This is a genomic window from Cognatishimia sp. (genome assembly GCF_049116455.1).
Taxonomy (GTDB): Bacteria; Pseudomonadota; Alphaproteobacteria; order Rhodobacterales; family Rhodobacteraceae; genus Cognatishimia.
The window spans coordinates 93,578-118,946 of the sequence record NZ_JAGDYW010000001.1; the positions used below are offsets into that span (position 1 = coordinate 93,578).

Genomic DNA, 25,369 nt, shown 5'->3' on the forward strand with positions numbered 1-25,369 from the left:
TTCTGCTCCCAGCCCGAAGCGGACTTTCAGCTTGAAAGCTTTTCCTCAATGCGGAAGCATTAACATAAATCAGCGGCAACAATACTGAGACCGCCAACCTTCACTGCCTTCTCTACTTAGCTTCCCGGAATAACCAGCTTATCTAATGTCCGCCCTTCAGCTTTCAATTGCGCCATCATTTCAGGCGAGCTTTGTACATATTGCCGAAGCTCCGCAGCACTCATCTCGCTCATCTTTAGGTATTCACTGCGCCGCGCATTACCGCTTGCAGTCGCGGCGCCAGACGGATTTTTACCGCCAAAAGGCCGCTTATCGATGCGATCCCAGAATTGAGAGTCATCATAAGCATTAAACCGTTGCGACGGCGGTGCGTTTGGGTCCGATGATCGGGGTGCATCAAAGGCACGCTGGACTTGGCGTGCATTGCCCGCTCGCGCCGCGTCATCCGCCCCTTTCATGGGCATCATCCCGCCAGTATCGAAAAAGACAACGCGGCGGCCCGTAGGCGATTTTAAATCCGGCACAACAGCAAGGTTCGCAAGCTTATGATCGGTAAACGCAATCCCCTGTGCGTTCAGATCACGTATAGCCAATTCCATCGTCAATCGATCCAACGGAGAGGCCGCCGGCGCGCCACGCCAATCATGTTTGGGGTTGAGAGGATTGGCAAATGCGGCCTTCGCATCGGTCACCAGTTCTTCGGTCGCAACGAAATAGTCTTTGCCATTGATCCTCGTGATCCCGTCTTTACTGCTCCGTTTCGCTGTTCGGAAATAGGTGGCCTTGGGCTCGGCCTCTTCCAACAGTTTACGACCCACCTGATCGGCCTCAAAGCCTTTACGGCTTTTACGCGACAAGTCCAATCCCGGCCCTTGTGGAATGCGATCTTTTGAGGTCATCTCAGCAAGCCGTACTGCCTCGCTCCCATCACGTGTTTTATAGACGGTAGAGGTCGTCCCTCCGCCAAGACGTTCACCGACTTTGATGTTCTCGACAGAGCCATCAGGGCGAACAACTTGGAGATCTAGGTCAGCGGCCCCTTCCCGATCTTTCAAGATCGCAGGCTGCCCGTCGGCAGTTTTAGCCGTGCCTTTGATAGGCGTCATCTCAGCCGCGCTTGGCAAGCGGTTTCCATTGAATGGGCTTGCCTCTGATAAGGCCTTTTCCGCTTTCGTCAGACCCTCTGGACGCCCATCCAGCATGGCTTGCAAGGCGGGACTAATCTGAAATTTTTTGTCCTCGGGAACCAACGCGCCGGAATTCGGATTTGCCGCAGCACCTTCAGGTGCATTCGGGACAAATTCATGCGGTGTCGTGACTGTCCCCTCGTCCAGCACACTCGAGCCCGGGATCGGGCCGGTATCTTCGGCAAACATCGCTGCATTGTTGAACGTGCCATCATCCGGCGCATCCTTTACGCTGCTTGGCGGCGCCGTTTCTGCACTGCGTGTCCCCGGTTGAGACGGTGGAGCAGTTTCCGCACTGCGCGTACCGGGTTCCGATGGTGGCGCGGTTTCCGCGCTACGGGTTCCCGGTTCTGACGGGGGCATAGTCTCTGCACTACGTGTACCGGGTTCCGATGGTGGAGTGGTTTCTGCGCTGCGCGTGCCTGGTTCAGACGGTGGCGCAGTTTCCGCACTCCGCGTGCCTGCGCCATCGTTGAATGGAACACGCTCACCTTGATTGGAAAGCGGCGCATCGTTGTTAAAGGTGCCCGGTTCGCTGCGGTTATGTGTCGTTGTACGGTCACCTGACGCATCTGGCATCGCCGAGGTCGTGGGATCAGCGGGGCTATCGGCATTAAAGGTTGCCGTTTTCTCGCCCGTTGGATCTGGTGAAAAGCTTTTAGTCGTCTCAGACGGTGCATCCGCATTGAATGTCGCTGTTTTCTCACTTGGTGCCTCAGGGGTAAAGCTCGCAGTCGCATCCTCTGGTGCGTCCCGGTTAAAGGTAGTTGTGCGATCATCCGGTGTGGCGCTTGGCTGCTTTGACGCCGGCGCAGTTTCCACAGGGGCAAGTGGTGCATCTGTTGGGCGGGTCGGCGGAGGCGCATCTGCCACTTCCGACAGCTTTTGCAGATCAGAGGCATTCCCGCCCTTAGTCACATCCGCTAGCTTATCACCAGACTTCGCAATATCTGTTGCGCTTTCAGCGCCTTCAATTGCTTTCCCAAGCCGTTTGACACCCTTTAGGGCCGATAGTGCTGCAATCCCTGCATCAGAGAACTCACCGACAACCTCGCCCGCGCCTTCGATCGCCACACGCAGCTCTTTTTCGCCGCCTTTAACAATCTTGCCCAAACGCGCATCGCCTGCATCAGCGATAATTCCGGCCGCTTTTTCCGAAACAGAGGCGGTTCGATCTGAAAAAGCCTTGGCGGTTTCTTCCAACATCTGGCCAACTTTACTTGGGTCGTCCCATGCTTCTTTGAGCGTGATGTCATCCCGCACACCACTCCGCGTCTCGGTGCTATCCCAGAATTTTTCCATCGCCATACCGGCTTTGGCAAAGGTATTCGCCGCCGATTTGGTTTTGCGATCTCCGAAATAGTCGATCTTTACGTCTTTGCCCGTCGCCTGGCTAAGTGCATCCTCTAGAATGGCTTCTTGGCGTTCTGCTTCGAGCGCGAGCCCATCCATGCCCAGTTCACCAAGCCCAATCAGGCCCTTTCCCGTCCCGACAATCGCACCTTTGGCATAACGACCGTATCTTTCGCGAAAGGCGATTTGATCATCAACGACTTCTTTCAAAGTGGTTTTACCGTCGGCTATATCCTTAAGCTTTTTAACCGCATCATACGGTGTCATAATCACCTTTTGGCGCTCTTCGCCAAAGGCCATCGCGGTATCGCGGAACTTTTGATAGGAATCGTTTGCGCGGCTGGCGCTGCCCCCTAATGTGGTTTGATCTGACTTGGCAATCCGCGCTGCGCGGTCCATCATGCCGTCTTCGGTGCTCTCTATCCTCTGTTCTGGATCAACGCCGATTTCCGTTATCTGATTGAGAGTTGATTGAACGTCGGTGGGGCCTAAGCCGTCCTCGGCATTTTGCTTAAAGGCCCGATTTAGATCGCGATAGCGCGCTGCTAGACTGCCGCTGGTTTGATCGCTCCAACTGTCGTAGAGCCGCTTATAGCGCGCGCGCGCCTCTTCATAGCCAATGCGCGTGGACTCATCTGGTGCGGTTTTGATTTTTTCGTCATAGTCCCGCAGACCATTTTGATATTCTTGAATGGCTGCAGCGCGTTGTTTTTCGTATTGGCGAACCGCGCGCAGATTGTCTGCCGCTTCTTCTAAACGTTTGGTACGCGCCGCTTTGGTTAAGGCCGGGTCAGCCTTAATCGCTTTGATTTCAGCATCATGGGCAGCTTTGTCGTGTTTCGCTTCTTCAGTTCGAATACGTTTTTCGAGTGTCTCCAATGGATTAGATATCTTGCGAACGGCATTTTCTGCGATTTGGATTTGAACGCCAAGCTTACGCTTACGTTCTGAATCCGTTTCGGTTTTCAAACGCTCGCGCAAGCGACGCAGCCTCTGGCGTGCCGGTTGTAAATCATCTGCGAGGCGTGCAGCCTCGGCTTTCAGAACCAAAAGATGGCTACAGGCCTCCGGTAGGCGGATCGGGCCAGAAACCCGCATATTCGACTGTGGGCTACGTGGCTCTGACGCGATCACTTCCATCTCAAGCGAAGACCACGACTCGCCATTGCTAAGCTCAGTTACCTCTTCGGTTCCAAGGGTAGAGCTCCAGCCCTTCATGCTATTCCCGAGCTGTGATAGATCCTTTCGAATACGCCGCGCGGCCTCTGGCTTGATGCGGTTAACATCAAAATCGACCGACGTATCCACTACGGCCATTTTCACAAACATCGGATCCCCGCTTTTGAAAACGGGCACGACCTTGATCTGACCGTAAGCATAGCGATCCAATTGACGATCAGACACAGAAGGTTGCGTTTCAGCCGTCTCTGCCTCTGAACTGTCTTCTGCGGGTGCGGTCGCTTCTGCAGGACGGTTTAGTTCTGCTTCGGCCTCTGTTGGTGTCAAAGGCGCAACGCGGGTATTCATGTTCAAAATTTCAGACGTAACACCGCAATCGATCGCACCTGTAATACCCCCACCCGAACAAGAGGATGCATCGCCGCCTGTTGGAGCAAACGGAGCAAGTGCATTGTTAAACAAGGCCTCTGAGGTCTCTGGTCGTTCTAAAAGCTCCGGTGGGCGATCCAGATCAAGGGGCCAACGGAAATCCAAGGTCAACGGACTACCTAATAAATCGCCATTATGGCGATGGCAAAATCCATCAGCGATAGCGATCACTGGTGTCGTCATCGTAACCGATAAGGCACCTATACGTAGAAATTTTGAAAAGGCTGGTTTCATTGGTCAGCTCCTCTGACGGTCACGCGCCCATGGTCACTTATCTGCTGAAAGCCAAAGGGCGACCGGTACAAAGGCCAGCTGATCGTCCAACGTCGCAGCGTTTGGTCATCGGTTCCCCTCGTTTCAAAATAGGCATCAACGATTAGATTGGATTGATCTTTTGGTGTCGCTGATAGCTCATAGACATGCACACCGCTTTCAAGCGTACGCAATCTGGTCATTTCGGTCGATTGATCTCCATGACGTAGCACAACGCGCCGCAGCAAATCGCCACCATGGTTGGCAACATTCTTAGCAATAACTTCAGGATGCCGCCCAATGGCTGCAGCAAGACCAGCGTGGGAGGTCCCGTTCACTGAAATCGAAAGCCCAAACAACGTTTGGTTGCCAACCTCAATCGGCGCAAGCTTGGCGGTGCCCGCCAGCCAAAAGAGCTGATGGTTCTCTTTGGCAATCTGGACCGGTTCCAGAAACACACGTGTATCTGCCGCCCCAGTAAAAGGCCCGGTCTGCGCAACCTTTCCACTGGTTGCGACAGACTGATAGGATTTATAGCGACGCATGCCCAAGGTATCATCTGACGCTGCCAAGGCACGGTTACGCATGTAGTCCGGGGCGCTGTCTAAGACATTGATAGACGGGATCGCGTGATCTGCGCGCGCGGTCGCATCTGTCAGCATTTGGTCGGGACTATAAAAAGCGAACCCCCAAGGCTCCGAAAATATGGAGTAATCACGGTTCTCTGGTCTCTCCAAATGGTCCAGAGACGCGCTATCACTTTGGCAATGCGTAGTGCCAGCAGTTGCAACAAACTCTGCCCAATAGCCAGGGCGTGGCACATCGTTTGGAAACAATGTGCCATAGCTCAACAACTTTGATTGCAACGCTTCGGCCCAAGCCGGTTTATCGGCGCGGCCGGCCGTCAGTTTGCAAATGGCAAAGGCAAGTTCGCTGTTGCGCATACCCCTTGGATTTGGGGTGTCCATCGCAACAATGTGCCCCAACAGATCCGCCGGGTTGTCAAAGGCAGGTCCCAAATCAAACATCTGATTCCACTGTGGGATTGGCACATTCAACCGCGCACGGTCCTCCTCTGGCGCAAAGGCGGCCGCATGTAAAAAGGCCTGCAAAAAGGCCGATGACTTATAAAGCCCCTCGTATTGCGCATCCACATCCGCGTCCTTGTGATGCATCAACAAAACCTGTCCTTCAAATTCCTCAACAAATTCAAGGGCAAGTTCGGTGACCGCAGGTACAGGTTCATTCAAGATCACAGAAAACCCAAGAAACCGATCATCATTTGACCACGTCACCGTGGATCGCGTCACAGCAATCGCATCGATCAACGCCTCGGTCGCGTCTCGATCTCCAGATCGAGCACGAAACGCTGCCAAGGGTGCAAAATGAGGATGTTGATAATCTTGTTTCAAAGCGGCCAACGCATCCGCGGTTGCACCAACTGATAATATCCCTAACCGTGTTTCTATCTCGACCACAGTTTCCCAAAGCCGCCGCGCGAGAAAATGCCCCGATCCTCCGATATAAGGGGCCGTTTGAGCAAACAGCCATGACGCATCTTTCTCAGTCCCGACCGACGACAGCACTGCCCGCGCAAGGAGCGTGTGTTGGTAAATGTGCCGCGTCATTTCTTCGCGGGTTTCGCGGCTAAGATCGTTGTATGTCGCGTCTGCGGGGAGGCTGGCAAGAAATTGCACCGCCGCCTCAAGGTCTTTACGCGCTTTTGCACGAGCCAATATGCGGGCTTCAGCCGTTGCATCGGGTCGCGCGACCGGAAGCAATTCATAGGGTCGATACCCAGGCCAACGGCTTTTCATAACTTGCACAAGCTCAGCTTGGCGACGCAACGCCAAAGCCGGTCCGCGACGAATTACATCTCCATCACGCTCTAATCCAAATGGGGACGTGATCGCTGGCAATTCAATCCAATACTCAGCCCCCTCTGCTTGCAGATCAATCTCGGTCCAGCTTTGTTCCTGCTCGAACGCGTAAAGACCCGGCAACATATCAAGCGGCAGATCAGACACATAGATGTCACCAAGCCAATCACGTCGCCCGTCGGCGAAGACCCGGTGCAAATTTCCAAGAGCCGCATTGCCTGACGGCTCAAATGGACTGTTCGATTCAAGGTCAAACAACGACAGGCGTGCCAACCCGCCTTGGGTTTTCGGATAGGCCGCACGCATCGCAGTAATGGCAATGTCTCTGCCTTCGGTATCGGCAGCGCTTACGATATTTTGCCAAAGGACTTGGGCGTCTTCTGCGATCACGATCTGATTGATCAGTGACATATTCGCCGGCGCGGCACCCGCCGAAAGATAACCATCGCCTGGTCCAAAAAAGACCGAATGAATAACTTCAGATGCCCCGAGCGCTTCGCCCCCAAGAGCGATATCTTCGTATACAATGTCGCTTCCGCTCATGTAGAACGGCGCATTAGCATAAACCGCAACACCCGATAGCTCTGGCACAAAGGCCGAATTGGCAATATTAACTGCACCAACCGCTGCGTCTTGGTTAAGCTGCACGCCTGACGAATGTTGCCCGGCAAATTGACTTTCGGCCACATCTAAAGTGCCCGAAAGCACTCCGATCCCAGTGCCTCCACCTTCAAAGACACTTTGCACTACGCTAGCGCCTGCACCACCAGACAGAATGTGAATAGCCTCTTTACCCGAGGTCGTAAAATAAACGCGCTCAAAGTCGACTGGGGAGTGCCCACCATTGATGGACACACCCGTCGCTGCATCGGTCATGTGCACATCGGTAAATGCACCCGCAGCGTCGACCATGGTGATCCCGGTATCCATCGGGCCTGTCAAAGTAGCGCGCTCGACCGAAACCTGTGACCCGTTTTGGGCGTAAATGCCGTAATTCTCGGCCCCTTCTACCCAGATATCTTTTAAGGTTACCGAGGCCGTATCTGCAAAGATTGAGACCTCAGTTGCATTAAAGAACTCAGTATTTTCAACGAAAAGGCTCGCACCATCGTCAACCGCAACCCCCCGTGAACCATAGGACAACAGGCTGTCCTTTAGAACCAACGAAGACTTCTCACCGGTCACCCAAATCGCGCCTTGGACAGAGTTGGAAATTTCTGCGGTTTGAATGGTGCTGGTTGAGCCCTCGGTCAAGGCAATGGCGGTTTGCGCATCCCAAAAACCGCAATCCTTAAGGTTAAGCACCCCACGCCGCATATAGATCGCAAAGCGCCGCTGTGTGGTGAAAAAGCAGTTGTTTAACGTAAGCGTGCCTTGTTCAACATAGACAAGCGTATCGCCGGGTTGGTCCTCTTGGCTGTAAAGCGCAACAAGATCGAGGGTCAAATGCCCCCCATCAACCACCGTAAAGATGGGGGCCTGCGACTGATTGCTAATTGTATAAGAGCTATCGCCATCATTGCTAATTGTGACGCTTCGACCGGCAATAACAGCATTGTCGGCTGTTCCATTTTCAGTCAGCGAAAGTGTGACGTCGCCCTGGTTTTTCCCAAGAAGCGCACCGATATCCTCGGCGCAAAGGGCGTGGCCCGTCGCTAAAACAAAACCCGCAGCGCAGGCCATAGATTTTAGGATTGATACCATAATACCCCTCATCCTTTGGGAAAGCGTAGACAACGATCCCAATCCAATCAAACCCTGAAACAGAACAAATTTCGCGGGGTGTTGGCCTAGAGATCAGTTAGCAACCAATATCAGAGACTTACGAGAGGTAAGGTAATTGCGAAAAAGGTAGTCGCCCTAATAAGGCAACAACCCTCACGCGAATGAAGTTGAAAACCACCTTGGCCCTGTCGCGATATGACGCCGCTTCTTTGATCGCATTTAAGGTAACAAAGAAGACAAACTAAGGACTGAAACGGACGGACGAATTCCACCAGGATGCGGAACGGATCACGTTTAAAAGCGGGCTGACGCGCAGGCAGGTGCCTGACGATCTTGGCGTTGGGATGTCGACGCTGAACAAAAGGATCACTCCGCCTCGATCCGAATTTGTGTCCGCTTTGCAGACAATACTATGTTTACTCCTTGCAATCGAACGGCAGCTTTTTCGCTTTTTTCGACCGTTGCAAACCTCACCTGGGGCGTGGGACCGACATTCGTTTAAAAAGTCATCGAATATGATCCAGATTTGCTATCTCAGAATTTGGACTCGCCAGAAACGAAGCTTTGGCTCAAATGCACTAGACTTGAAAGTTACCTTCAGCACTTTGAAAGAACTAAAGTCACGCTGGCTCCGTTTACTGATCCATTGATTTTAACCTGTCCGTTGTGCCGTTCCGCAACTGAGGCAACGATTGCTAGACCAAGCCCACTGCCGCTTGAGGTGCCAACTTGGGAAAAACGGCTGAATGCAGCGTCGCTTTGGTCTGGATTTAGACCTTTTCCATCATCTTCTACGGTGATTGACGCGGTTTCAGCATCAGCCTTCAGGGTAACGGTGATCTGCGACAAACTTTCGCCGCCATGTATCATAGCATTGTCGATCAGGTTCTTCACCGCCTCCATCAAGTATACCTCGTCGCCTTTGATACAGAGATCTTGATCCGTCACTTTCAGCTCAAATTCCAGACCTTTTGCAAGGACCTGCGGCCCCATGTCAGCGCAGGCCGAATGGAGGAGGTTTCGCAACTCTAGCGGCTCAAAATCCGTTTCCTGGGCTGGTTGTTTAAGCCGATCCAATGAGAGCAGTTGAACAGCGGTTTTCGCGGATTGGCGGGAGGCTGCTATCAACTCGACAACGCGTTGATCTCTTTCCCTGTCATCTTTCGCATCCTTTACCGCCTCTGCCATGGACTGCACGGCAGCGGCGGGATTGCGTAGCTGATGGGCCGCGTTTGAGATAAAGGTTTGCTGTGCCTCAAAGCTACGTTCGACCTGATCAAAAAGCCGATTAAGAGTGCTAACAATACCTTTGGTTTCCTCTGGGATGGCCCGCTTGATACGCGAAAGATCATCGGGGGATCGCATCGCAATTGCGTCTTGTAGGTCAGCTAGGGGGCGCAAACCTAGATGCACGCCAAACCAAACCAGCAGAGAAAGTGACAACAACAACCCACCCATTAAGGCGGCGGCGCGCGTAGCCAGTTCGCGCGCAAAACTGTTGCGATCCGCGACGCGTTGCCAAACTGTGGCAGTGCTGTCTCCGGTAATGCCTTCGATTGTGGTGCGTTCAGTCACCCGCAAGACTCGCACGTCCTCGCCTCTATAGTCGGCCTCAAAAAATTTCAGTGCACTGGTCTCAGTCGTCGATTGATCTAACGAGGGTGGGTAAGCGTAGCCTGTGACGTAAATGCCGCCAGGGCCGGTCGCATGATAAAACACTTCACCTCCAGCGGCGTCATCTACCAACTGCCTGGTAGACGGAGACAACGCATCACCGCCAGAAATCGTAATATCACGCGATATCGCCAATGCCGCTGCGAGAAGAGATCGGTCAAACAGTTCTTCAGCCGTATTTTGTGCGACGGTAAAACGCCAATATCCCAAGAGAATGGACATGATGATCAGGGGGGTCACGATGACCGTAAAGAGCCTAAGCCTTAAGGAATAGGCGCGGCGCATTAATTGGTTTCCTCAAGCATATACCCCAATCCGCGGGCCGTTTTTATGCCAACGCCATAGCCCGAAAGGCGCCCTCGTAACCGCGAGACATGGGGTTCGATGGAGGCTTCATCGACATCCGCTCCCACTCCATAAACAAAGTCGACGAGGTTGGATTTCCCAACGATGCGATCGCGTCGTTCGAGCAGGCATTCAAAGACCGCGAGCTCTCTGCGAGGAATATCGAGCGCCTTCCCATCGGCAAGAATTTCGCGACTATTACGGTTATAGGCAAGCTTTCCGATCACTTCTTGTTCGCCATAATCTAGGTTTTTTCGACGAGATAACGCGCGAATGCGTGCTTCCAATTCGTCCATTTCAAAGGGCTTGACCAGATAGTCATCTGCACCCGCATCCAACCCTTCGACGCGCTCGCTTGTATCACTGCGAGCGGTCAACAAAATGACCGGGGCGCTTTTTCCGTTTGAACGAAAATTTCTCAATATTTCCAAACCATTGATGCCAGGTAGATTGATGTCAAGAATGATCAGATCCGCACCTTCTTGGTGCAAAAACTGCATGCCCTGATCTCCATCGGTGATCACATCCACTGCATGACCTCGATCTCGCAAACGATAGGCGATGGCATTCGCGAGCGTTTCATTATCTTCGATGATCGCAATTCGCATTTTTTGAGACCTACAAGGTTCGCGCAAGGTTGGAAGGTCATGATCAGACGATCGAAACGGGGAATCAATCCCCGAAATTTTTGGTCAAGTTGGTGACGTGGAGGACGTTACCGTGTTTGACTGGTCATTAGGGGAGGAACATATGACCGTATCCAAATTCACTCGTCGGGCCGTGATCGGGGTTATCGCTGCAGCCGGGCTTGCAGCACCTGCAGCGGCCGAAGTTGATTTTTCCGGCAAGACCATCGAATGGATCATCCCATTCTCTGAAACAGGCGGCTCCGCCAAATGGGCGAACTTTTTTGCGCCATTGCTGTCCGAAGAATTGCCAGGCAATCCAACAGTTGTTGTGAAATTCATGCCAGGTGCGGGCTCCACGAAAGGGGCAAACTGGTTCCAAGAGCAAAGCCACGACGATGGAACGCTGCTCTTTGGGACATCGGGTTCGACCCAGTTCCCATATCTGCTTGGCGATCCGCGTGTGCGTTATGAATACAACGACTGGAACCCCGTTATGGCATCCGGCACCGGTGGTGTTGCCTATCTGAACGCTGAAGATGGCGCGAAGTTTGACGGTTCTGCAAACGCTCTGAAAGATGTGGATTTCATCTATGGCTCGCAGGGGGCAACACGTTTGGATCTGGTACCGCTGCTGGCTTGGCAGATGCTTGGCATGAATGTTGAGCCAGTGTTTGGCATCAAAGGCCGTGGCGATGGCCGCCTGATGTTTGAGCGTGGCGAAGCAACCATCGATTATCAAACCTCCTCTGGCTACCTCGGCGGGTCCGTTCCGTTGGTTGAAGCCGGTGCTGCGGTTCCAATGATGACTTGGGGTGCGCTGGACGAAAACGGCGATATTGTACGAGATCCAACTTTCCCAGATATCGCGACCTTCAAGGAAGTCTGTGAAGCAACCGATGGGTGTGAAACCTCCGGTGATGCTTGGGATGCTTGGAAAGCATTCTTCGTCGCGGGTTTCCCGGTTCAGAAACTCGCCTTCCTGCCTGCAGGTACGCCTGATGATGTGATTGCAACCTACACCGATGCGTTCAACGCGGTCGTAGCACGCGCAGATTTCCCGGAAATCTCGTCCAAGCGTGTGGGCAAATACCCTGTCTTCACAGGTGCTGGCTCGCAAGATGCACTCGCAACAGCGACCCAGGTGCCTGACTCAGCAAAAGAGTTCGTCACAACATGGCTGAAAGACGCATACGGCGTCACGCTGAAGTAAGCGACATGCCTCAAGCTCGGCCCAAATAGGGCCGGGCTTCCAAACACACTCAACACTGACATCTTAACAGAAAGCGGCTCCCATGGAGATTTTCGCGACCGCACTTCCTGCGCTTGGTGACGCGTGGGCTCTGATCCTGCAGCCCATCGTTCTTGGTTATCTTATTCTTGGCGTCGTGATGGGCCTCGCCGTTGGGGTCTTTCCGGGGCTGGGCGGCATCGCTGGCCTATCCCTTTTGCTGCCTTTCATGTTCGGTATGGATCCCATTCTGGGTCTCGCCCTGATGATCGGTATGGTGGCCGTTGTTCCCACGTCTGACACTTTCGCATCTGTGTTGATGGGCATTCCCGGCAGTTCGGCATCTCAGGCAACCGTCTTGGACGGCTTCCCAATGGCGAAGAAAGGCGAAGCGGCGCGGGCTCTGTCCGCCGCCTTTGCCTCTTCGTTATTTGGTGGCCTTGTTGGCGCGACCTTCCTGACGATGTTTATCCTGATCGCACGACCAATCGTGTTGGCCTTCGGGTTGCCCGAGATGTTGATGATCACCATCCTTGGCCTTTCCATGGTCGCCATCCTCGCAGGTCGCATTCCCTTGAAAGGTCTCGCAGCCGCAGGTCTGGGCCTGATGATCGGCACCATTGGTGAAGCCGACGCGGGTGGCAGCTTGCGTATGGCGACTTATGACATTCCTTATCTGACAGATGGTCTGAAACTGGTGATCGTCGGTCTTGGCATCTTTGCTGTTCCAGAGATCGTGTCCCTGCTGCGCCAAGATAAATCCATCGCCAAAGGCGCGAAGCTTGGCGGCGGTTGGGCTGATGGCATCAAAGACTGGTTTGCCAATATTTGGTTGTCCATCCGTTGCTCGATCATTGGCGTTATTGTTGGTGTGATCCCGGGGCTTGGCGGTTCTGTCGTCGACTGGATTGCTTACGGCCATTCCGTTCAAACCACAAAAGACAAATCGAACTTCGGCAAAGGCGAAGTGCGCGGTGTGATTGGGCCAGAGAGTTCCAACAACGCGAAAGAAGGCGGGGGTCTGGTTCCAACGCTTCTGTTTGGTATTCCGGGTTCAGGTTCGATGGCGATTTTCATAGGTGCCGTTGCGCTATTGGGCTCGGGCGACATCGAAGTTGGCCCGAACATGCTGAAAGACAATCTGGACATCACCTATTCCATCGTCTGGTTGCTGGCGCTGGCAAACGTTGTCGGCACGATCCTGTGTATCGCGGCTTCTGGTGGCATCGCGAAGCTGACCCAGATCCGCTTCACATACCTTGCTCCCTTCCTCTTCATGCTGATCAGCTTTGCGGCCTTCCAATCAGGTCAAAACTTCGAAGACCTGCTGGCGCTTTTTGTGATCGGCCTGATCGGTATCTTCCTGCGCCGCTTTGATTGGTCGCGCCCAGCTTTCTTGATCGGTTTCGTGCTGTCCAATCCAGTGGAGAAATTCACAAACCAAGCCTTCCAGATCGCAAGCTTCCGCTTCCGCAGGAGTTTTGAGGAAGGCATGGACTATGTGTTCAGCCCAATTGTAATTGTCTTGATCATCGTCACGGTTGTGTCGGTGATCCTGGGAATTCGCCAAGCCAAAACCATCATGGCAGAAGGTGAAGTGCAATCTGGCAGCAAACGTGCACCGCTGGTGTTCCTGCTGATCATCGCGGGTTACCTGGCCTTCGCATTGATCAACGCCAATATGATCCCTGACTACAACATGACGGATAAAATCATCCCGTTGGTTGTGGGTGGCTTTGCTTTCCTGTGCTGCGTCGTCCTGCTGATCCAGATGATGCGCCGCCCCGAAGGCGACGCAATTTTTGCAGACAAAGAAGTGTCAGGTGATGACTCGGAAGCACCCTATGGACTCTGGGGAACATTGGCTTGGTTTGCGAGCCTGATCATCGGCACCTTCTTTGTGGGCTTCATCCTCGCGCTTGTTGGCTTCCTGATCGCTTTCCTGCGCACGCGTGCGCAAGCTAATTGGCCAAAAACACTACTTCTGACTGCCCTAGGCATCGGCTTCATGTGCTTCATGGCTGGCATGTTGAACCGCGACTTCCCTCCTGGGCTTTTGCAAAGGGCAGTTGACCTGCCATGGCCACTGAAATGACCCAGACAGCAATACCATTTGTAATGATGCGCGGCGGGACTTCGCGTGGCCCATACTTCCGGCGGGACGACCTGCCGGAGGATCTGGATCAGCTTGCTGACGTTTTGATCAGTGCTTTAGGTTCGGGTCATCCACTGAACATCGACGGGATCGGTGGCGGTGCTGCCGTGACCACCAAAGTTGCGATGTTGTCTAAGTCTGATGATGACTGGGCTGATATCGACTATTTCTTCGCACAGGTTTCTGTCGAAGAGCAGCTTGTCGATTTCAAACCCACTTGCGGCAACATCTTGTCCGGGGTCGGGGCAGCTGCGATAGAACTCGGGTTGTTCAAGCCGCAGGGCGACAGAACCGAGATCAAAATCCGAGCCGTGAATACCGGCGCACAAGTGAGAGCCGTATTGGACACAACCGGCAAGGAAGTGACATATGAAGGGACCACTGAAATTGCAGGGGTGCCAGGAACGGCAGCGCCGGTGCAGCTGACCTTCATGGGCGTTGTTGGCTCTGCAACCGGGGCATTCCTGCCAACCGATCGATTGCGCGACACCATCGATGGCATCGAAGTCACCTGCATGGACGTTGCCATGCCCATCGTCATGGCGCGGGCTGAGGATTTTCGACTGACAGGCTATGAAAGCGTTGCCGAACTAGATGCAAACACCGAGTTCTTCGCCCGGATGGAGGCCATCCGTTTAAAAGCCGGTGAGTTGATGGGCATGGGCGATGTCTCTAAATCCGTGACTCCAAAGTTTGGATTGCTGGCGCCTGCAAAGAATGGCGGTACCATCGCAACACGCTATTTCATGCCGTGGAAAACCCACCCCAGCATGGCTGTAACGGGTGCCCAATGTCTTGCCTCCTGCGCTTTGACGCCGGGAACAGTGGCAGACGGGCTTCTGGAAAGACCTATCGATAACCCAGCGACTGTTGTTCTGGAGCACGCCTCCGGCACTATCGACGTCATCGTGGATTATGAACAAAACAATGGCTTCAAACTGAATGCAGCCGGTTTGTTGCGCACCGCGCGCAAGCTCGTGGACGGAATGGTCTATGTCCCGAAATCGGTTTGGGCGAAGGAAAGCTGACGCAGCTTGGATGTGAATTGGACCAATCAAGGATGAAAATATGAACGATAAGGCGACGGCTCTGAGCCACATTTCGGATGCGCTTAGGAATCTGGAAGACGCGCGCAAAATCATCAGTGATTTGTTAATCAACAGCACAACGCAAGCAGGTGGCGGGAATGTCGACAAACGCTTCCTTGAAGATTTGCACAAACGCGTCATACAGGCGACTACTGTGTTGCCACATAGCGGACGGAACACGTCCAACAGTACAAAAGGTCGGAACGAGATCTAGGATTGAAGCAGCATCATTGCGAGGCCTTCAGACATTGGGAGTTAAAATGAAAGTTCACATTCTCGATGACTGGTTTGACACGCTTCGCGGGCTTCCTTGCTTTGACACGCTTTCAACGCACGAGGTTACCGTTTGGACTGATCATGTTGACGATGTGAGCATTCTTGCCGAGCGATTGCGCGAAGCAGAGGTTTTGGTTCTGTTTCGTGAGCGCACAAAGGTAACGAGAGCCCTGCTAAATGCGCTCCCGAACCTTAAGCTCGTGTCACAACGCGGCGTGTACCCGCACGTGGATGTATCCGCTTGCTCCGACAATGACGTGTTGTTCTGCTCCAAACAACCCAGCGGCAGTGGGCCAAATTATGCGGCGGCGGAACTCACCTGGGCTTTGATCATGTCTGGCATGCGACAATTGCCGCAGCAGATGGCATCGGTAAAAGCAGGAAATTGGCAGATGGGGGTCGGCAAAACCCTAAGAGGACGCACGCTTGGGCTTTATGGATACGGTCGGGTTGCCAAAACCGTGGCAACCTATGCCGAGGCTTTTGGCATGAAAGTCATATGGTGGAGTTCCAAAGAAGGCCGTGCCCGTGCTCTGGCAAATCAACAGACGGTGCCTGAAAGCCGAGAAGAATTCTTTGCGCAAAGCGATGTTGTCTCTCTACATGTGCGCCTGAAACCAACCACCCGTGGGATCATAACCGCTGAAGATTTTGCGCAGATGCAACCGGGTGCCTTGTTCGTGAACACTTCCCGTGCGGGCCTGATCGAAGAAGGCGCGCTCTTGGCGGCCTTAAACGCGGGCCGCCCCGGTCAGGCTGCCATCGATGTGTTTGACAGAGAACCACTGACAGATCCCAATGATATGCTGCTCAGCCATCCCAATTTGATCGCAACGCCGCATATTGGCTTTGTGACCGAAGATGAGTTCGATCTGCAATTCAGCGACATTTTTGATCAGGTGAACGCATTTGCAAATGGAAACCCAATTCACATGATCAATCCCGAAGCTTACGCAAGTTGATCCGCAACGGATTGGCGGATCGTGTCCTTAAGTGCACTTACCGTGCGTGTCTCCGTCAAACCAAATCGCGTCAACACGCCAATCGGGCGCTTGATCTGCGGGTCGCGTAAATCGCGGAAGGTCAACTCCCGCCCATTTGCTGACGCCATCACCGACTTTGGGAGAAGTGCGAGGCCCAATTGGGACGCTGCAAGATCAAGTGCGGTGGTGGATCGTCCTGTTTCATAGGTCCAAACCAATGAAGCTTCAGCGCGGGCACGGGCTTCGTCAATCAAAAGACGGTTGCCCGTGCCCCGTGCCGGTAAAATTAGTTCCTGATCCGCAATATCGCGCCAGCTTAGATTTGTCTGTCGTGCTAGCGGATGGCTTGGATTAAGCACCACGCCGATTTCCTCTTCAAACAGCACCTCAAAGTCTGTGTTTGCTTCGAGAAGAGGTAAGGAGCAGATCCCAAAATCTGCCTCACCCTGCGCGACCCATTCGGCGACGTCATTGGCGGAGCCATCCTTGATTTGTACCCGTGCATTTGATCCGTGTCCGCGAAACTCGGTTATTGCCGGGGCCAAAATACGGGCCGCAATGGTTGGGATGATTGCAACGGTCACAACTGTACTGCGCTGGTGTTCGAACGCGACGCTTTCATCCCGCATGGCCTGACTGGTTTCAAATGCATCCTCAAGCATGGCCCGCGCCCGCGCCTCAAGCCGTTTTGCTGCCAGAGTGGGTTTCACCGACCGCGTGCTGCGATGGAAAAGCTCAGTGCCCAAAGCTTCTTCAAGCTTCTGCACCCGCCGTGTGACTGCTGATTGTGACAGGTTCAGGCGTTCGCCTGCTAGGTGGAATGACCCGCAATCCTTGACTGTCAGAAAGGCCTCGAGATCCCCGAAATCGTAATTAATGCGCATGACGCATTAATATGGGAACTTACAGCATTGGTCAAAATAATACCCGAAGGCTATCGATGTTTCATCAAGGAATATTGGTATGACCCAGGCTTACGACATCGTAGTGATCGGCGGCGGAAACGCTGCTTTATGTGCCGCCATGACCGCTGCTGAAGCGGGATCAAAAGTTCTAATACTTGAAGCCGCGCCCAAAGCCTATCGTGGGGGCAATTCGCGCCACACACGTAACTTTCGTTGTATGCACAAGAAACCCCTCGGGCCGCTGATTGAGAGCTATCACGAGGAAGAATACTGGAACGACCTTTTGAAGGTCACCGATGGTCAGACCGATGAGACCTTAGCGCGTCTTGTGATCAGCAAAACCGAAAGCTGCTTTGAGTGGATGCAGGACCGTGGCGTGCGGTTTCAGCCAACTTTGTCTGGTACACTATCATTAGGACGCACGAACGCCTTCTTCATGGGGGGCGGCAAGAGTTTGGTGAACGCCTATTACCGCACGGCTGAAACGCTTGGGGTGGACGTATTATACAAAGCCAAGGTCACGCATCTTGAACTGGATGGCGACGCGATCTCCAAAGTCGAATACGAACACGAAGGCGGCACAAAATCCATTTCGCCAAAGGCCGTCGTTGTCGCCTCTGGTGGCTTCCAAGCGGATATGGACTGGCTCGCGAGGGCCTGGGGACCGGCGGCCAAGAACTTCCTGATCCGTGGCACACCTTACAATCGAGGTGTTGTCCTAAACGACCTTCTTGAACAGTGTGCCCAGACGGTTGGCGACCCTACCCAGTGCCATGCGGTCGCCATCGACGGCCGCGCGCCGCAGTATGACGGCGGGATTGTCACGCGCCTTGACTGTGTGCCCTTCTCCATCGTGGTGAACAAGAACGCAGAACGGTTTTACAATGAAGGCGAAGACGTCTGGCCGAAGCGCTACGCGATCTGGGGACGTCTGGTGGCCGCCCAACCGGATCAGGTGGGCTATGCGATCATCGACAGCAAATCGATCGACCTCTTTATGCCATCTGTCTTTCCGCCTTTGAAAGCAGACAGCATCGAAGAGCTTGCAAGCATGATGGACCTGCCGGCGGACGCGCTGAAGCAAACCGTTGAGACCTTCAACGCCGCCTGCGGCGATGATGCCAACTTCCATCCAACCGAGCTAGACGGTGTTACTACCCAAGGTATTGATCCCATCAAAACCAATTGGGCCCGCCCGATCAATTCGCCGCCCTACTACGGCTATTCACTCAAGACGGGCGTCACCTTCACTTACCTTGGTCTCAAGGTTGATGAACGCGCGCAATGCTCCACCGAGCACGGCAAAATTCGCAATATGTGGGCCGCTGGCGAGACCATGGCAGGCTCTATTCTGGGCAAAGGGTACTTAGCCGGCTTTGGCATGGCCATTGGCACCGTTTTCGGCCGCATCGCAGGACAAGAGGCAGCAAATTATGCAAAGTGATCTGATCAATGAAGCCCGGCGTCAGGTGGAGATATGCAACGCGTGCCGCTACTGCGAAGGTTATTGTTCCGTCTTTCCCGCCCTTCACAGCCAGCGCGCCTTTACTGAGGGTGACATCACCCAACTCGCCAATCTGTGTCACAACTGCCGCGGTTGCTATTACGCCTGCCAATACACGGCTCCGCACGAGTTTGATCTAAACCTGCCGAAAGCCTTGGCAAAAGTCCGGCGTGAGAGCTGGGAACACTACGCATGGCCCAGTAACTTCGCGAAGGCATTTCACACATCGGGATCCCGTATAGCGCTTGCGCTGGTTGTCGGCTTCGCCGTGCTGTTCTTTGCGATCCATCTTTTGCGCTCATCAGGCGGCGACGGATTTTATGCGGCTCTGTCACACAACGCCATGGTCGCGATCTTCCTCCCGGCTTTCCTGTTTCCACTGGTAAGCATTGGCATTGGCTTAAAACGCTACTGGTCAGATATTGGAGGCGACCGCATCAGACTACGCGACATCACCGTTGCTTTTGGCCGCACGGCAAAGATGAAAGACCTCGCAGCGGGTCATGGCGATGGCTGTAACTTCGAAGAAGAAGACAAATTCAGTCACGCCCGCCGCTACGCGCATCAGGCAATTATGTACGGCTTCTTGTTGTGTTTCGCCTCCACGAGTGCGGGCACGGTGATGCATTACATCTTTGGTATGCATGCGCCTTATGGATTCTGGTCGCTTCCAAAACTGTTGGGGGTTCCTGGAGGGGTTTTGCTGACGCTTGGCTGTCTGCGGATGGTTGAATTAAAATGGCGGTCCGATCGGGATCTGGGCGATCCGAAAAGCTGGGGTGGTGATATAGCCTTCATTCTTTTGCTGGGCGGCGTCGCATTGACCGGACTTGCGCTCTACGCTGGTGGAAGTACATCCCTCATGCCTGCTCTTCTCGCGATTCACCTCGGCGCGGTCTTGGCCTTCTTCCTGTTGACGCCTTTTACCAAGATGGCGCATGGTTTTTTTCGCTTGGCCGCGATGATACGAAACGCCCAATCAGAATTCGTGAAGTGAGACGGTTTTTCGAAAGATGCAACGTGTGGCGGTTCAGATCATTGTTCTTTCGCTTCAATTTCTTCTGTAATCAAACTCAGCAGAAACCTGCGATTTAGCGTCTAAATGCAGCCCTTAAGGCTGGGCCACATGAATTTCCGAATTATTACGTGCGATTTCAACGCAATTGCCTGCCATTGAAGTCACACGCTGTTCGTACTTGATCTGGAATCTGTACGTATGGGCTAAGACCCGGTATTCGCTGCAAATGGAATTAACCGCTATCGACACAAAAATGGATCGCGGCCAATTTCTAAACTACCTACTTCCGATCCAATACTATCTTTACGATCAACCCAAACACGAGCCCCCAAACCGGGGCGCCGATGTTGAAAAAGCTAATACCGCTGACCACCATCATAAACGTAACCAATGCCGCGTCCCGATCTCGAGCATCAGCCAATGCTGCCGTCAAGCTGGATGTAATCGTGTTTAAGAGTGCAATGCCTGCGATTGCCAGCACCAATGCCTTGGGAGCGATAAGGAACAGGCTAATAATAGTGGCCCCAAACAATCCAGCCAGAACGTTCACTGATCCGCTCACCAACACGGCTTTATAACGTTGTGAAGGGTCTGGGTCCGTTTCAGGTCCTGAACACAACGCGGCAGTGATCGCGGCGAAGTTAAAGGCATACCCCCCGAAGGGTGCGAGCAACAGAGAAGTAACACCAGTTACCGTCAAAGTCCCTGACACCGGTGGCTCATATCCCGCGGATTTCAGCACAACGACGCCTGGCATATTTTGGGATGACATCGTCACAATATAAAGCGGTAAACCGAGCCCTATGATCACGGACCAATTCAGTTCGGGCATCACAAAAACAGGCTTTGCCAAGGCAAGCGTTATGTCGACATCAGGGTTATACATCCCGGTCACTGCGCAAAAAGCTGCGCCTACCAACAGAACGACTGCCACTGTCAATTGAGGGAACCACAGACGTCCAGCCAGCCATGTCATTAACATGATGATCACAAGCAAAGGGGCCTGTTCCAAAGCTTCAAAAGCCCCTAACCCAAAACGAAAGAGAATCCCTGCCAGCATTGCACTGGCCAATGCGGGGGGGATCACTTTGGTAAGGCGCTCGAAAACGCCTGTAACGCCGGTCAGGATCAATAAGATCGCGCAAAACAGAAAGGCGGCGACAGCTTGCTCTATAGGGACGCCCTCGCCTGAAACAGCAATCAATGCAGCCCCGGGGGTCGACCAAGCAGTTAATACAGGCATGCGATACCGAAACGCGAGAACGATCCCGCTGAGCCCCATGCCGATCCCCAGCGCCCAAAGCCAACTGTTGGCCTGTGCCTGCGTCGCGCCTAGCGCCTCAATCGCAGCAAAGATGATAGCAATGCTACCCGTATAGCCTACAAGAGCTGGCAAAATTCCTGAAGTTATATGCGTTAGTTTGAATCCAAACATTCCGACTCGCCTTCACAAATGATTAGCTCAAGCGAGCATCGTGCGTTATAACGCACAAAGCAAGAGGTATTCATGACCGACGACACAATCCAGATCAATCTGAAAGCCATTCGTAAGCAGGCCGGCCTTAGTCTTTCGGCTACCGCGACGTTGACTGGAGTGAGCAAAGCAATGCTTGGACAGATAGAACGTGGAGAAAGCAGCCCTACCATCGCAACGCTTTGGAAACTCTCAAAAGGGTTCAAGCTGCCGCTGTCAGCGTTGATCACTGAACCACCTGTGGCAGGACATCACTTTAAAGAAAGCATCACTGTACAGACCCTATTTGCCTTTGATGCGGCTCTTGGGTCTGAAACATTCATCGTCGGCTTGGCAGCAGGCCTTTCCCACGAATCCGCTGCACACCGCAAAGGCGTGATCGAGGATATTTTCGCGATCGATGGGGACCTCGAGATCTATTTTGATGGCAAGTGGCGCCCGCTTTCACAGGGGAATTCCCTTAGAATCGCCGCTGACCAGCCCCACGGCTACCGCAATCTTGGCCCATTTCCAGTGCATATCCACAACACAATCCATTATCCGAGCTGACCCCGAGCCGAGAGTATTATGAGTAAAAAGTTCCTTGTGCCCCTATTATCGGGCCTGATTTTGATGAGTTGCGTTGAGCCCGCTGGCTCTCCGGAAGTATCCCGCAATGCGCCGCAGAGCCCTCGCATTCTTGCGATGGGCGACTCAATGATGGCTGCGCACAAAGTGTCTGGCCGTGCTGTGGCTGACTATGTTTCCCGCGCATTGAATGAACCCATTAAAGATCACTCCATGGTCGGTGCCAGCATGTCGTATGCTCTGCCGATTACCGGTGCGATGGGATTGAACATTGCGCAACAATTTCGCGGTGGCGAATGGGACTGGGTGGTGTTGAACGGCGGCGGTAATGACTTGTGGTTGGGTTGCGGCTGTAATGGTTGCGAAACCAAAATGGAAAAACTGATTTCCCTGGATGCAACCGTCGGTAAAATTCCAAATCTGGTCACTCGCCTGCGCAACTCTGGCGCACAGGTGCTATGGGTTGGCTATCTGCGCAGCCCGGGAATGAACTCACCAATTGAGAACTGTCGCGATGAAGGCGATGAGTTGGAAAGCCGCCTGCTGCACATGGCGCGATCCCAAGATGGGGTTCATTTTGTATCCATTGCCGATCTTGTGCCACATGGCGACAATTCTTTTCACGGCATTGATATGATCCACCCTTCCCTGAAAGGCAGCGCTGAAATCGGTGCGCGCGTGTCAGAATACATCCGCAGGGTCGATCCGATCCGCTAACTATTGCCCAAGCGCCTTCGAGAAGTCCTCGATCAAATCATCGACGTCTTCAATACCCACTGAAAGCCGCAGCAAGTTCTGCGGCAGGCCAGTGTGGGACTCAATGGAATAACGGTGCTCCACAAGGCTTTCGACTCCACCTAGCGACGTCGCTCGCAGAAACAACTTCAATCGACCTGCCACCTCGAGTGCACGCTCTTTGTCTCCTTTGACTAAGACCGACATCAGGCCGCCAAAGCCGCCTGCCATTTGTGTCTTTGCCAGCGCATGCCCCGGGTCGGTCTCCAAGCCTGGGTACAAAACGGCCTCAACACCGGGATGATCTACAAGGTTTTCAGCCAGCGTTTGCGCATTTGCACTCATGCGTTCCACACGCAAAGCCAGCGTGCGCATGCCGCGCAGCAACAACCACGCCTCAAATGTCCCCATCACTGCGCCTGCATCAGCACGGTCCGTGCGGATGGCCTCCCAAATTTCTGTCTCAGCGCGGCAAGAAAGAACACCGCCCAAAACATCTGAATGCCCATTCAGAGCTTTGGTCGCAGAGTGCATGACGATGTCTGCACCCAGCGACAAGGGCCTAGAAAGAACAGGCGTCGCTGCCGTGCCATCCACAATCAATATACCGCCTGCTGCGTGGGTGACTTTTGCGGCATGCTGGATATCCACCACTTTCAGCCAAGGATTAGAAGGCGTTTCAACAAACACCAAATCCGCGCCGCTGGTGCAGGCCTCCGCCAAAACATAATTGTCACTCGCATCAATCTGGATCAGATCAATGCCGCGACGCGCACAGAATTCTTGAATCCATTTGGTGGTGCCCCAGTAAATTCCCTGCTGCACAACGGCCCGAGCACCAGCTGGTAACCAACGAAAAGCTGCTGCGATTGCCGCCATTCCGGATGGGAAAACCAAAGTATCTGCGGCACCTTCTAGTTCTTTGATCACCGCCTCAACTTGGCGAACATTCTCGCTATGTGGACGTTGATAGATGTTATCTGGATTAAGCGGTGCGTAGCCTTCGTCTCTTGCGAAAGTAGTGGCTGGCTGAATAGCTGGCACAACACCTCCGCTGCTCTGGTCCATGCATCCACCAGCATGCGCCACCCAGGTGGCTGGCTGAACATCTTTCTTCATCGTGATTTTCTCGCGGCAAGGCCTTGTTGTTGCAAGTTAGAGCCAGATTTACGGCGCATCGCAATAGCCATCTCGCCAAGTTGCGTGTAAATGCGGCCCATGCCCAACGTGATCTTATTTAATAAACCCTTCGATGTTCTGTCTCAGTTTACGGATAAAGGCACTGAAGGCAGCCCGCGACGCACACTATCGGATTTCATTGATGTGCCCGGCGTCTATGCTGCAGGCCGATTGGATCGTGACAGCGAAGGTCTGCTTTTGTTGACCGACGATGGCAAACTGCAAAATCGCATCGCAAACCCGAAAAACAAAATGTCCAAATGTTATTGGGCACAGGTTGAAGGCGTGCCTTCAGACGATGCGCTTGAGCAACTTCGAACAGGTGTGACCCTCAAGGATGGAATGACCCGCCCCGCCAAAGCCGAGCGTATGGAAGAACCGGCGATGCTTTGGCAGCGCTCCCCCCCTATCCGGTTTCGCAAGAACGTTCCTGACAGCTGGATCAAGTTGACTCTAACCGAGGGGCGCAATCGACAAGTGCGCAGAATGACTGCAGCTGTCGGCCACCCCACTCTGCGCCTGATCCGCTATCGGATCGGCGCATGGACCATCGACGGTCTTGAAAACGGCGCATGGATCGAAACCCAAGCCTAGGCCGACAACACAAAGCTGTGGATAACCGCAGTGATCGCGCTTCCCCTATTGCCCGACACAACATATAGTGTGACTAACACAGGCTTGGATCGCTCTATCCGGGCAACTGAACATAAATGAGTGGGGACGAGCGCATGGCACATATTATTGTCGTGGGGAATGAAAAAGGCGGTGCAGGCAAATCAACCGTGTCAATGCACGTGGCAACCGCGCTGGCCCGCATGGGGTTCCGCGTCGGGGGCCTTGATCTTGACCTTCGACAGCGCACCTTCGGTCGCTACGTTGAAAACCGTAAAGCCTTTTGTGACACGGCTGAAATTGAACTGCCGAGCCCGTTCTACCACACTCTGCCCGATATCGACCCGGCGACGGTTCAGGAAGGCGAGAACATTTACGATCTGCGCCTATCTGCAGCGGTGGCGGAGCTAGAACCAAAAACCGATTTCATCCTGATAGATTGCCCGGGCAGCCATACACGCCTGAGCCAAGTCGCGCACTCGCTCGCCGATACATTGGTGACGCCACTCAACGACAGCTTTATCGATTTCGACCTCTTGGCGCATATCGACAGCAACGGTGAAAAAATCCTAGGCCCGTCGGTCTATTCCGAAATGGTCTGGAACGCGCGTCAGTTGCGGGCACAGGCCGGGTTGAAACCGATCGATTGGATCGTGGTACGCAACCGTCTGGGCGCGCAGAACATGGTGAACAAGGAAAAGATGGGCAAGGCGATTGAACGTCTGGCCAAACGCATCGGTTTCCGCACCGCACCTGGCTTCAACGAACGCGTCGTGTTCCGCGAACTATTCCCGCGTGGCCTGACACTACTGGATCTGAAAGATATCGGTGTGAAGCAGTTGAATATTTCCAACGTTGCCGCGCGCCAAGAGCTGCGCGATCTGATCAAAGCGCTGGACTTGCCGGGTGTGACCGTCAACTTCTGACGCTGCAGTTCCAACCGCTATATTGGAGAATCAAACCGGCTGAGCAGATTTCATTCAGCAGGTCGG

Annotated in this window: 18 protein-coding genes and 1 pseudogene; 12 read left to right on the forward strand and 7 right to left on the reverse strand. The window is 53.6% G+C overall.

What is annotated here, in order from left to right; translation table 11 throughout:
• Positions 1-116: 116 nt before the first annotated feature.
• Together JXQ85_RS00500 and JXQ85_RS00505 are read right to left on the reverse strand one after the other, a co-directional pair.
• Entirely contained in the window at positions 117-4,382 is a 4,266-nt protein-coding gene (locus JXQ85_RS00500; protein WP_421746888.1) for a hypothetical protein, read from the reverse strand.
• On the reverse strand, positions 4,379-7,984 hold the full coding sequence (locus tag JXQ85_RS00505) for a right-handed parallel beta-helix repeat-containing protein (RefSeq protein ID WP_421746889.1): 3,606 nt from the start codon (positions 7,982-7,984) through the stop codon (positions 4,379-4,381). The genes JXQ85_RS00500 and JXQ85_RS00505 overlap by 4 nt, the downstream gene beginning before the upstream one ends.
• A 269-nt stretch (positions 7,985-8,253) precedes the next feature.
• Here JXQ85_RS00505 and JXQ85_RS00510 point away from each other — a divergent pair.
• Positions 8,254-8,385: pseudogene (locus JXQ85_RS00510) on the forward strand (IS3 family transposase); the annotation flags it as partial.
• Between the two features lie 217 nt (positions 8,386-8,602).
• On the opposite strand, the gene JXQ85_RS00515 reads toward JXQ85_RS00510, so the two are convergent.
• Both JXQ85_RS00515 and JXQ85_RS00520 read right to left on the reverse strand, forming a co-directional pair.
• Positions 8,603-9,964: a sensor histidine kinase gene (locus tag JXQ85_RS00515; protein ID WP_421746890.1), complete on the reverse strand. Its 1,362-nt coding sequence runs from the start codon at positions 9,962-9,964 to the stop codon at positions 8,603-8,605.
• Positions 9,964-10,632, reverse strand: coding sequence for a response regulator transcription factor (locus JXQ85_RS00520; protein ID WP_421746891.1), 669 nt, complete (start codon positions 10,630-10,632; stop codon positions 9,964-9,966). Before JXQ85_RS00520 ends, JXQ85_RS00515 begins: the two co-directional genes overlap by 1 nt.
• 142 nt (positions 10,633-10,774) lie before the next feature.
• Here JXQ85_RS00520 and JXQ85_RS00525 point away from each other — a divergent pair, with 142 nt between their 5' ends.
• From JXQ85_RS00525 to JXQ85_RS00545, 5 genes are all read left to right on the forward strand, one after another.
• Positions 10,775-11,863: a tricarboxylate transporter gene (locus tag JXQ85_RS00525; protein ID WP_421746892.1), complete on the forward strand. Its 1,089-nt coding sequence runs from the start codon at positions 10,775-10,777 to the stop codon at positions 11,861-11,863.
• 82 nt (positions 11,864-11,945) lie between these two features.
• Positions 11,946-13,976, forward strand: a complete 2,031-nt coding sequence (locus tag JXQ85_RS00530) for a tripartite tricarboxylate transporter permease (protein WP_421746893.1) — start codon at positions 11,946-11,948, stop codon at positions 13,974-13,976.
• Positions 13,973-15,064 carry a 4-oxalomesaconate tautomerase gene (locus JXQ85_RS00535; RefSeq protein WP_421746894.1) on the forward strand — a complete coding sequence of 364 codons (1,092 nt, stop codon included), beginning with the start codon at positions 13,973-13,975 and terminating at the stop codon, positions 15,062-15,064. The genes JXQ85_RS00530 and JXQ85_RS00535 overlap by 4 nt, the downstream gene beginning before the upstream one ends.
• A gap of 40 nt (positions 15,065-15,104) precedes the next feature.
• Positions 15,105-15,338 (forward strand): hypothetical protein, encoded by a 234-nt coding sequence (locus JXQ85_RS00540; protein ID WP_421746895.1) that lies wholly within the window; start codon positions 15,105-15,107, stop codon positions 15,336-15,338.
• A 46-nt stretch (positions 15,339-15,384) separates the two neighbouring features.
• Positions 15,385-16,362 (forward strand): D-2-hydroxyacid dehydrogenase family protein, encoded by a 978-nt coding sequence (locus JXQ85_RS00545; RefSeq protein WP_421746896.1) that lies wholly within the window; start codon positions 15,385-15,387, stop codon positions 16,360-16,362.
• Here JXQ85_RS00545 and JXQ85_RS00550 read toward each other — a convergent pair.
• The gene (locus JXQ85_RS00550) at positions 16,350-17,267 is read right to left on the reverse strand and encodes a LysR family transcriptional regulator (protein WP_421746897.1); all 918 of its coding nucleotides are present in this window, start codon (positions 17,265-17,267) and stop codon (positions 16,350-16,352) included. The genes JXQ85_RS00545 and JXQ85_RS00550 overlap by 13 nt on opposite strands.
• Before the next feature lie 79 nt (positions 17,268-17,346).
• Between JXQ85_RS00550 and tcuA the strand changes: the two genes are divergently transcribed.
• Positions 17,347-18,732, forward strand: a complete 1,386-nt coding sequence (gene tcuA, locus JXQ85_RS00555) for an FAD-dependent tricarballylate dehydrogenase TcuA (protein ID WP_421746898.1) — start codon at positions 17,347-17,349, stop codon at positions 18,730-18,732.
• Complete coding sequence (tcuB, locus tag JXQ85_RS00560) at positions 18,722-19,789, forward strand: tricarballylate utilization 4Fe-4S protein TcuB (RefSeq protein ID WP_421746899.1); 1,068 nt, start codon at positions 18,722-18,724, stop codon at positions 19,787-19,789. The genes tcuA and tcuB overlap by 11 nt, the downstream gene beginning before the upstream one ends.
• 301 nt (positions 19,790-20,090) lie before the next feature.
• On the opposite strand, the gene JXQ85_RS00565 is transcribed toward tcuB, so the two are convergent.
• Positions 20,091-21,245, reverse strand: coding sequence for a benzoate/H(+) symporter BenE family transporter (locus tag JXQ85_RS00565; protein ID WP_421746900.1), 1,155 nt, complete (start codon positions 21,243-21,245; stop codon positions 20,091-20,093).
• A gap of 72 nt (positions 21,246-21,317) precedes the next feature.
• On the opposite strand from JXQ85_RS00565, the gene JXQ85_RS00570 reads away from it, so the two are divergent.
• Both JXQ85_RS00570 and JXQ85_RS00575 read left to right on the forward strand, forming a co-directional pair.
• Positions 21,318-21,833 (forward strand): helix-turn-helix domain-containing protein, encoded by a 516-nt coding sequence (locus JXQ85_RS00570; RefSeq protein ID WP_421746901.1) that lies wholly within the window; start codon positions 21,318-21,320, stop codon positions 21,831-21,833.
• An 18-nt stretch (positions 21,834-21,851) separates the two neighbouring features.
• Positions 21,852-22,568 carry an SGNH/GDSL hydrolase family protein gene (locus JXQ85_RS00575; RefSeq protein WP_421746902.1) on the forward strand — a complete coding sequence of 239 codons (717 nt, stop codon included), beginning with the start codon at positions 21,852-21,854 and terminating at the stop codon, positions 22,566-22,568.
• Here JXQ85_RS00575 and JXQ85_RS00580 read toward each other — a convergent pair whose 3' ends face one another.
• The gene (locus JXQ85_RS00580) at positions 22,569-23,705 is read right to left on the reverse strand and encodes a trans-sulfuration enzyme family protein (protein WP_421746903.1); all 1,137 of its coding nucleotides are present in this window, start codon (positions 23,703-23,705) and stop codon (positions 22,569-22,571) included.
• Between the two features lie 99 nt (positions 23,706-23,804).
• Here JXQ85_RS00580 and JXQ85_RS00585 point away from each other — a divergent pair, with 99 nt between their 5' ends.
• Positions 23,805-24,359: an rRNA large subunit pseudouridine synthase E gene (locus JXQ85_RS00585; protein ID WP_421746904.1), complete on the forward strand. Its 555-nt coding sequence runs from the start codon at positions 23,805-23,807 to the stop codon at positions 24,357-24,359.
• Positions 24,360-24,493: 134 nt separating this feature from the next.
• A complete protein-coding gene (locus JXQ85_RS00590) occupies positions 24,494-25,303 on the forward strand; it encodes a division plane positioning ATPase MipZ (protein WP_421746905.1) in 810 nt (269 codons plus the stop codon).
• The last annotated feature ends 66 nt before the right edge of the window (positions 25,304-25,369 follow it).

Coding starts and splice junctions, on each gene's coding strand:
- JXQ85_RS00500 (WP_421746888.1), bottom strand. CDS start 4,382: ATGAAACCAGCCTTTTCAAAATTTCTACGTATAGGTGCCTTATCGGTT.
- JXQ85_RS00505 (WP_421746889.1), bottom strand. CDS start 7,984: ATGGTATCAATCCTAAAATCTATGGCCTGCGCTGCGGGTTTTGTTTTA.
- JXQ85_RS00515 (WP_421746890.1), bottom strand. CDS start 9,964: ATGCGCCGCGCCTATTCCTTAAGGCTTAGGCTCTTTACGGTCATCGTG.
- JXQ85_RS00520 (WP_421746891.1), bottom strand. CDS start 10,632: ATGCGAATTGCGATCATCGAAGATAATGAAACGCTCGCGAATGCCATC.
- JXQ85_RS00525 (WP_421746892.1), top strand. CDS start 10,775: ATGACCGTATCCAAATTCACTCGTCGGGCCGTGATCGGGGTTATCGCT.
- JXQ85_RS00530 (WP_421746893.1), top strand. CDS start 11,946: ATGGAGATTTTCGCGACCGCACTTCCTGCGCTTGGTGACGCGTGGGCT.
- JXQ85_RS00535 (WP_421746894.1), top strand. CDS start 13,973: ATGACCCAGACAGCAATACCATTTGTAATGATGCGCGGCGGGACTTCG.
- JXQ85_RS00540 (WP_421746895.1), top strand. CDS start 15,105: ATGAACGATAAGGCGACGGCTCTGAGCCACATTTCGGATGCGCTTAGG.
- JXQ85_RS00545 (WP_421746896.1), top strand. CDS start 15,385: ATGAAAGTTCACATTCTCGATGACTGGTTTGACACGCTTCGCGGGCTT.
- JXQ85_RS00550 (WP_421746897.1), bottom strand. CDS start 17,267: ATGCGCATTAATTACGATTTCGGGGATCTCGAGGCCTTTCTGACAGTC.
- tcuA (WP_421746898.1), top strand. CDS start 17,347: ATGACCCAGGCTTACGACATCGTAGTGATCGGCGGCGGAAACGCTGCT.
- tcuB (WP_421746899.1), top strand. CDS start 18,722: ATGCAAAGTGATCTGATCAATGAAGCCCGGCGTCAGGTGGAGATATGC.
- JXQ85_RS00565 (WP_421746900.1), bottom strand. CDS start 21,245: ATGTTTGGATTCAAACTAACGCATATAACTTCAGGAATTTTGCCAGCT.
- JXQ85_RS00570 (WP_421746901.1), top strand. CDS start 21,318: ATGACCGACGACACAATCCAGATCAATCTGAAAGCCATTCGTAAGCAG.
- JXQ85_RS00575 (WP_421746902.1), top strand. CDS start 21,852: ATGAGTAAAAAGTTCCTTGTGCCCCTATTATCGGGCCTGATTTTGATG.
- JXQ85_RS00580 (WP_421746903.1), bottom strand. CDS start 23,705: ATGAAGAAAGATGTTCAGCCAGCCACCTGGGTGGCGCATGCTGGTGGA.
- JXQ85_RS00585 (WP_421746904.1), top strand. CDS start 23,805: ATGCCCAACGTGATCTTATTTAATAAACCCTTCGATGTTCTGTCTCAG.
- JXQ85_RS00590 (WP_421746905.1), top strand. CDS start 24,494: ATGGCACATATTATTGTCGTGGGGAATGAAAAAGGCGGTGCAGGCAAA.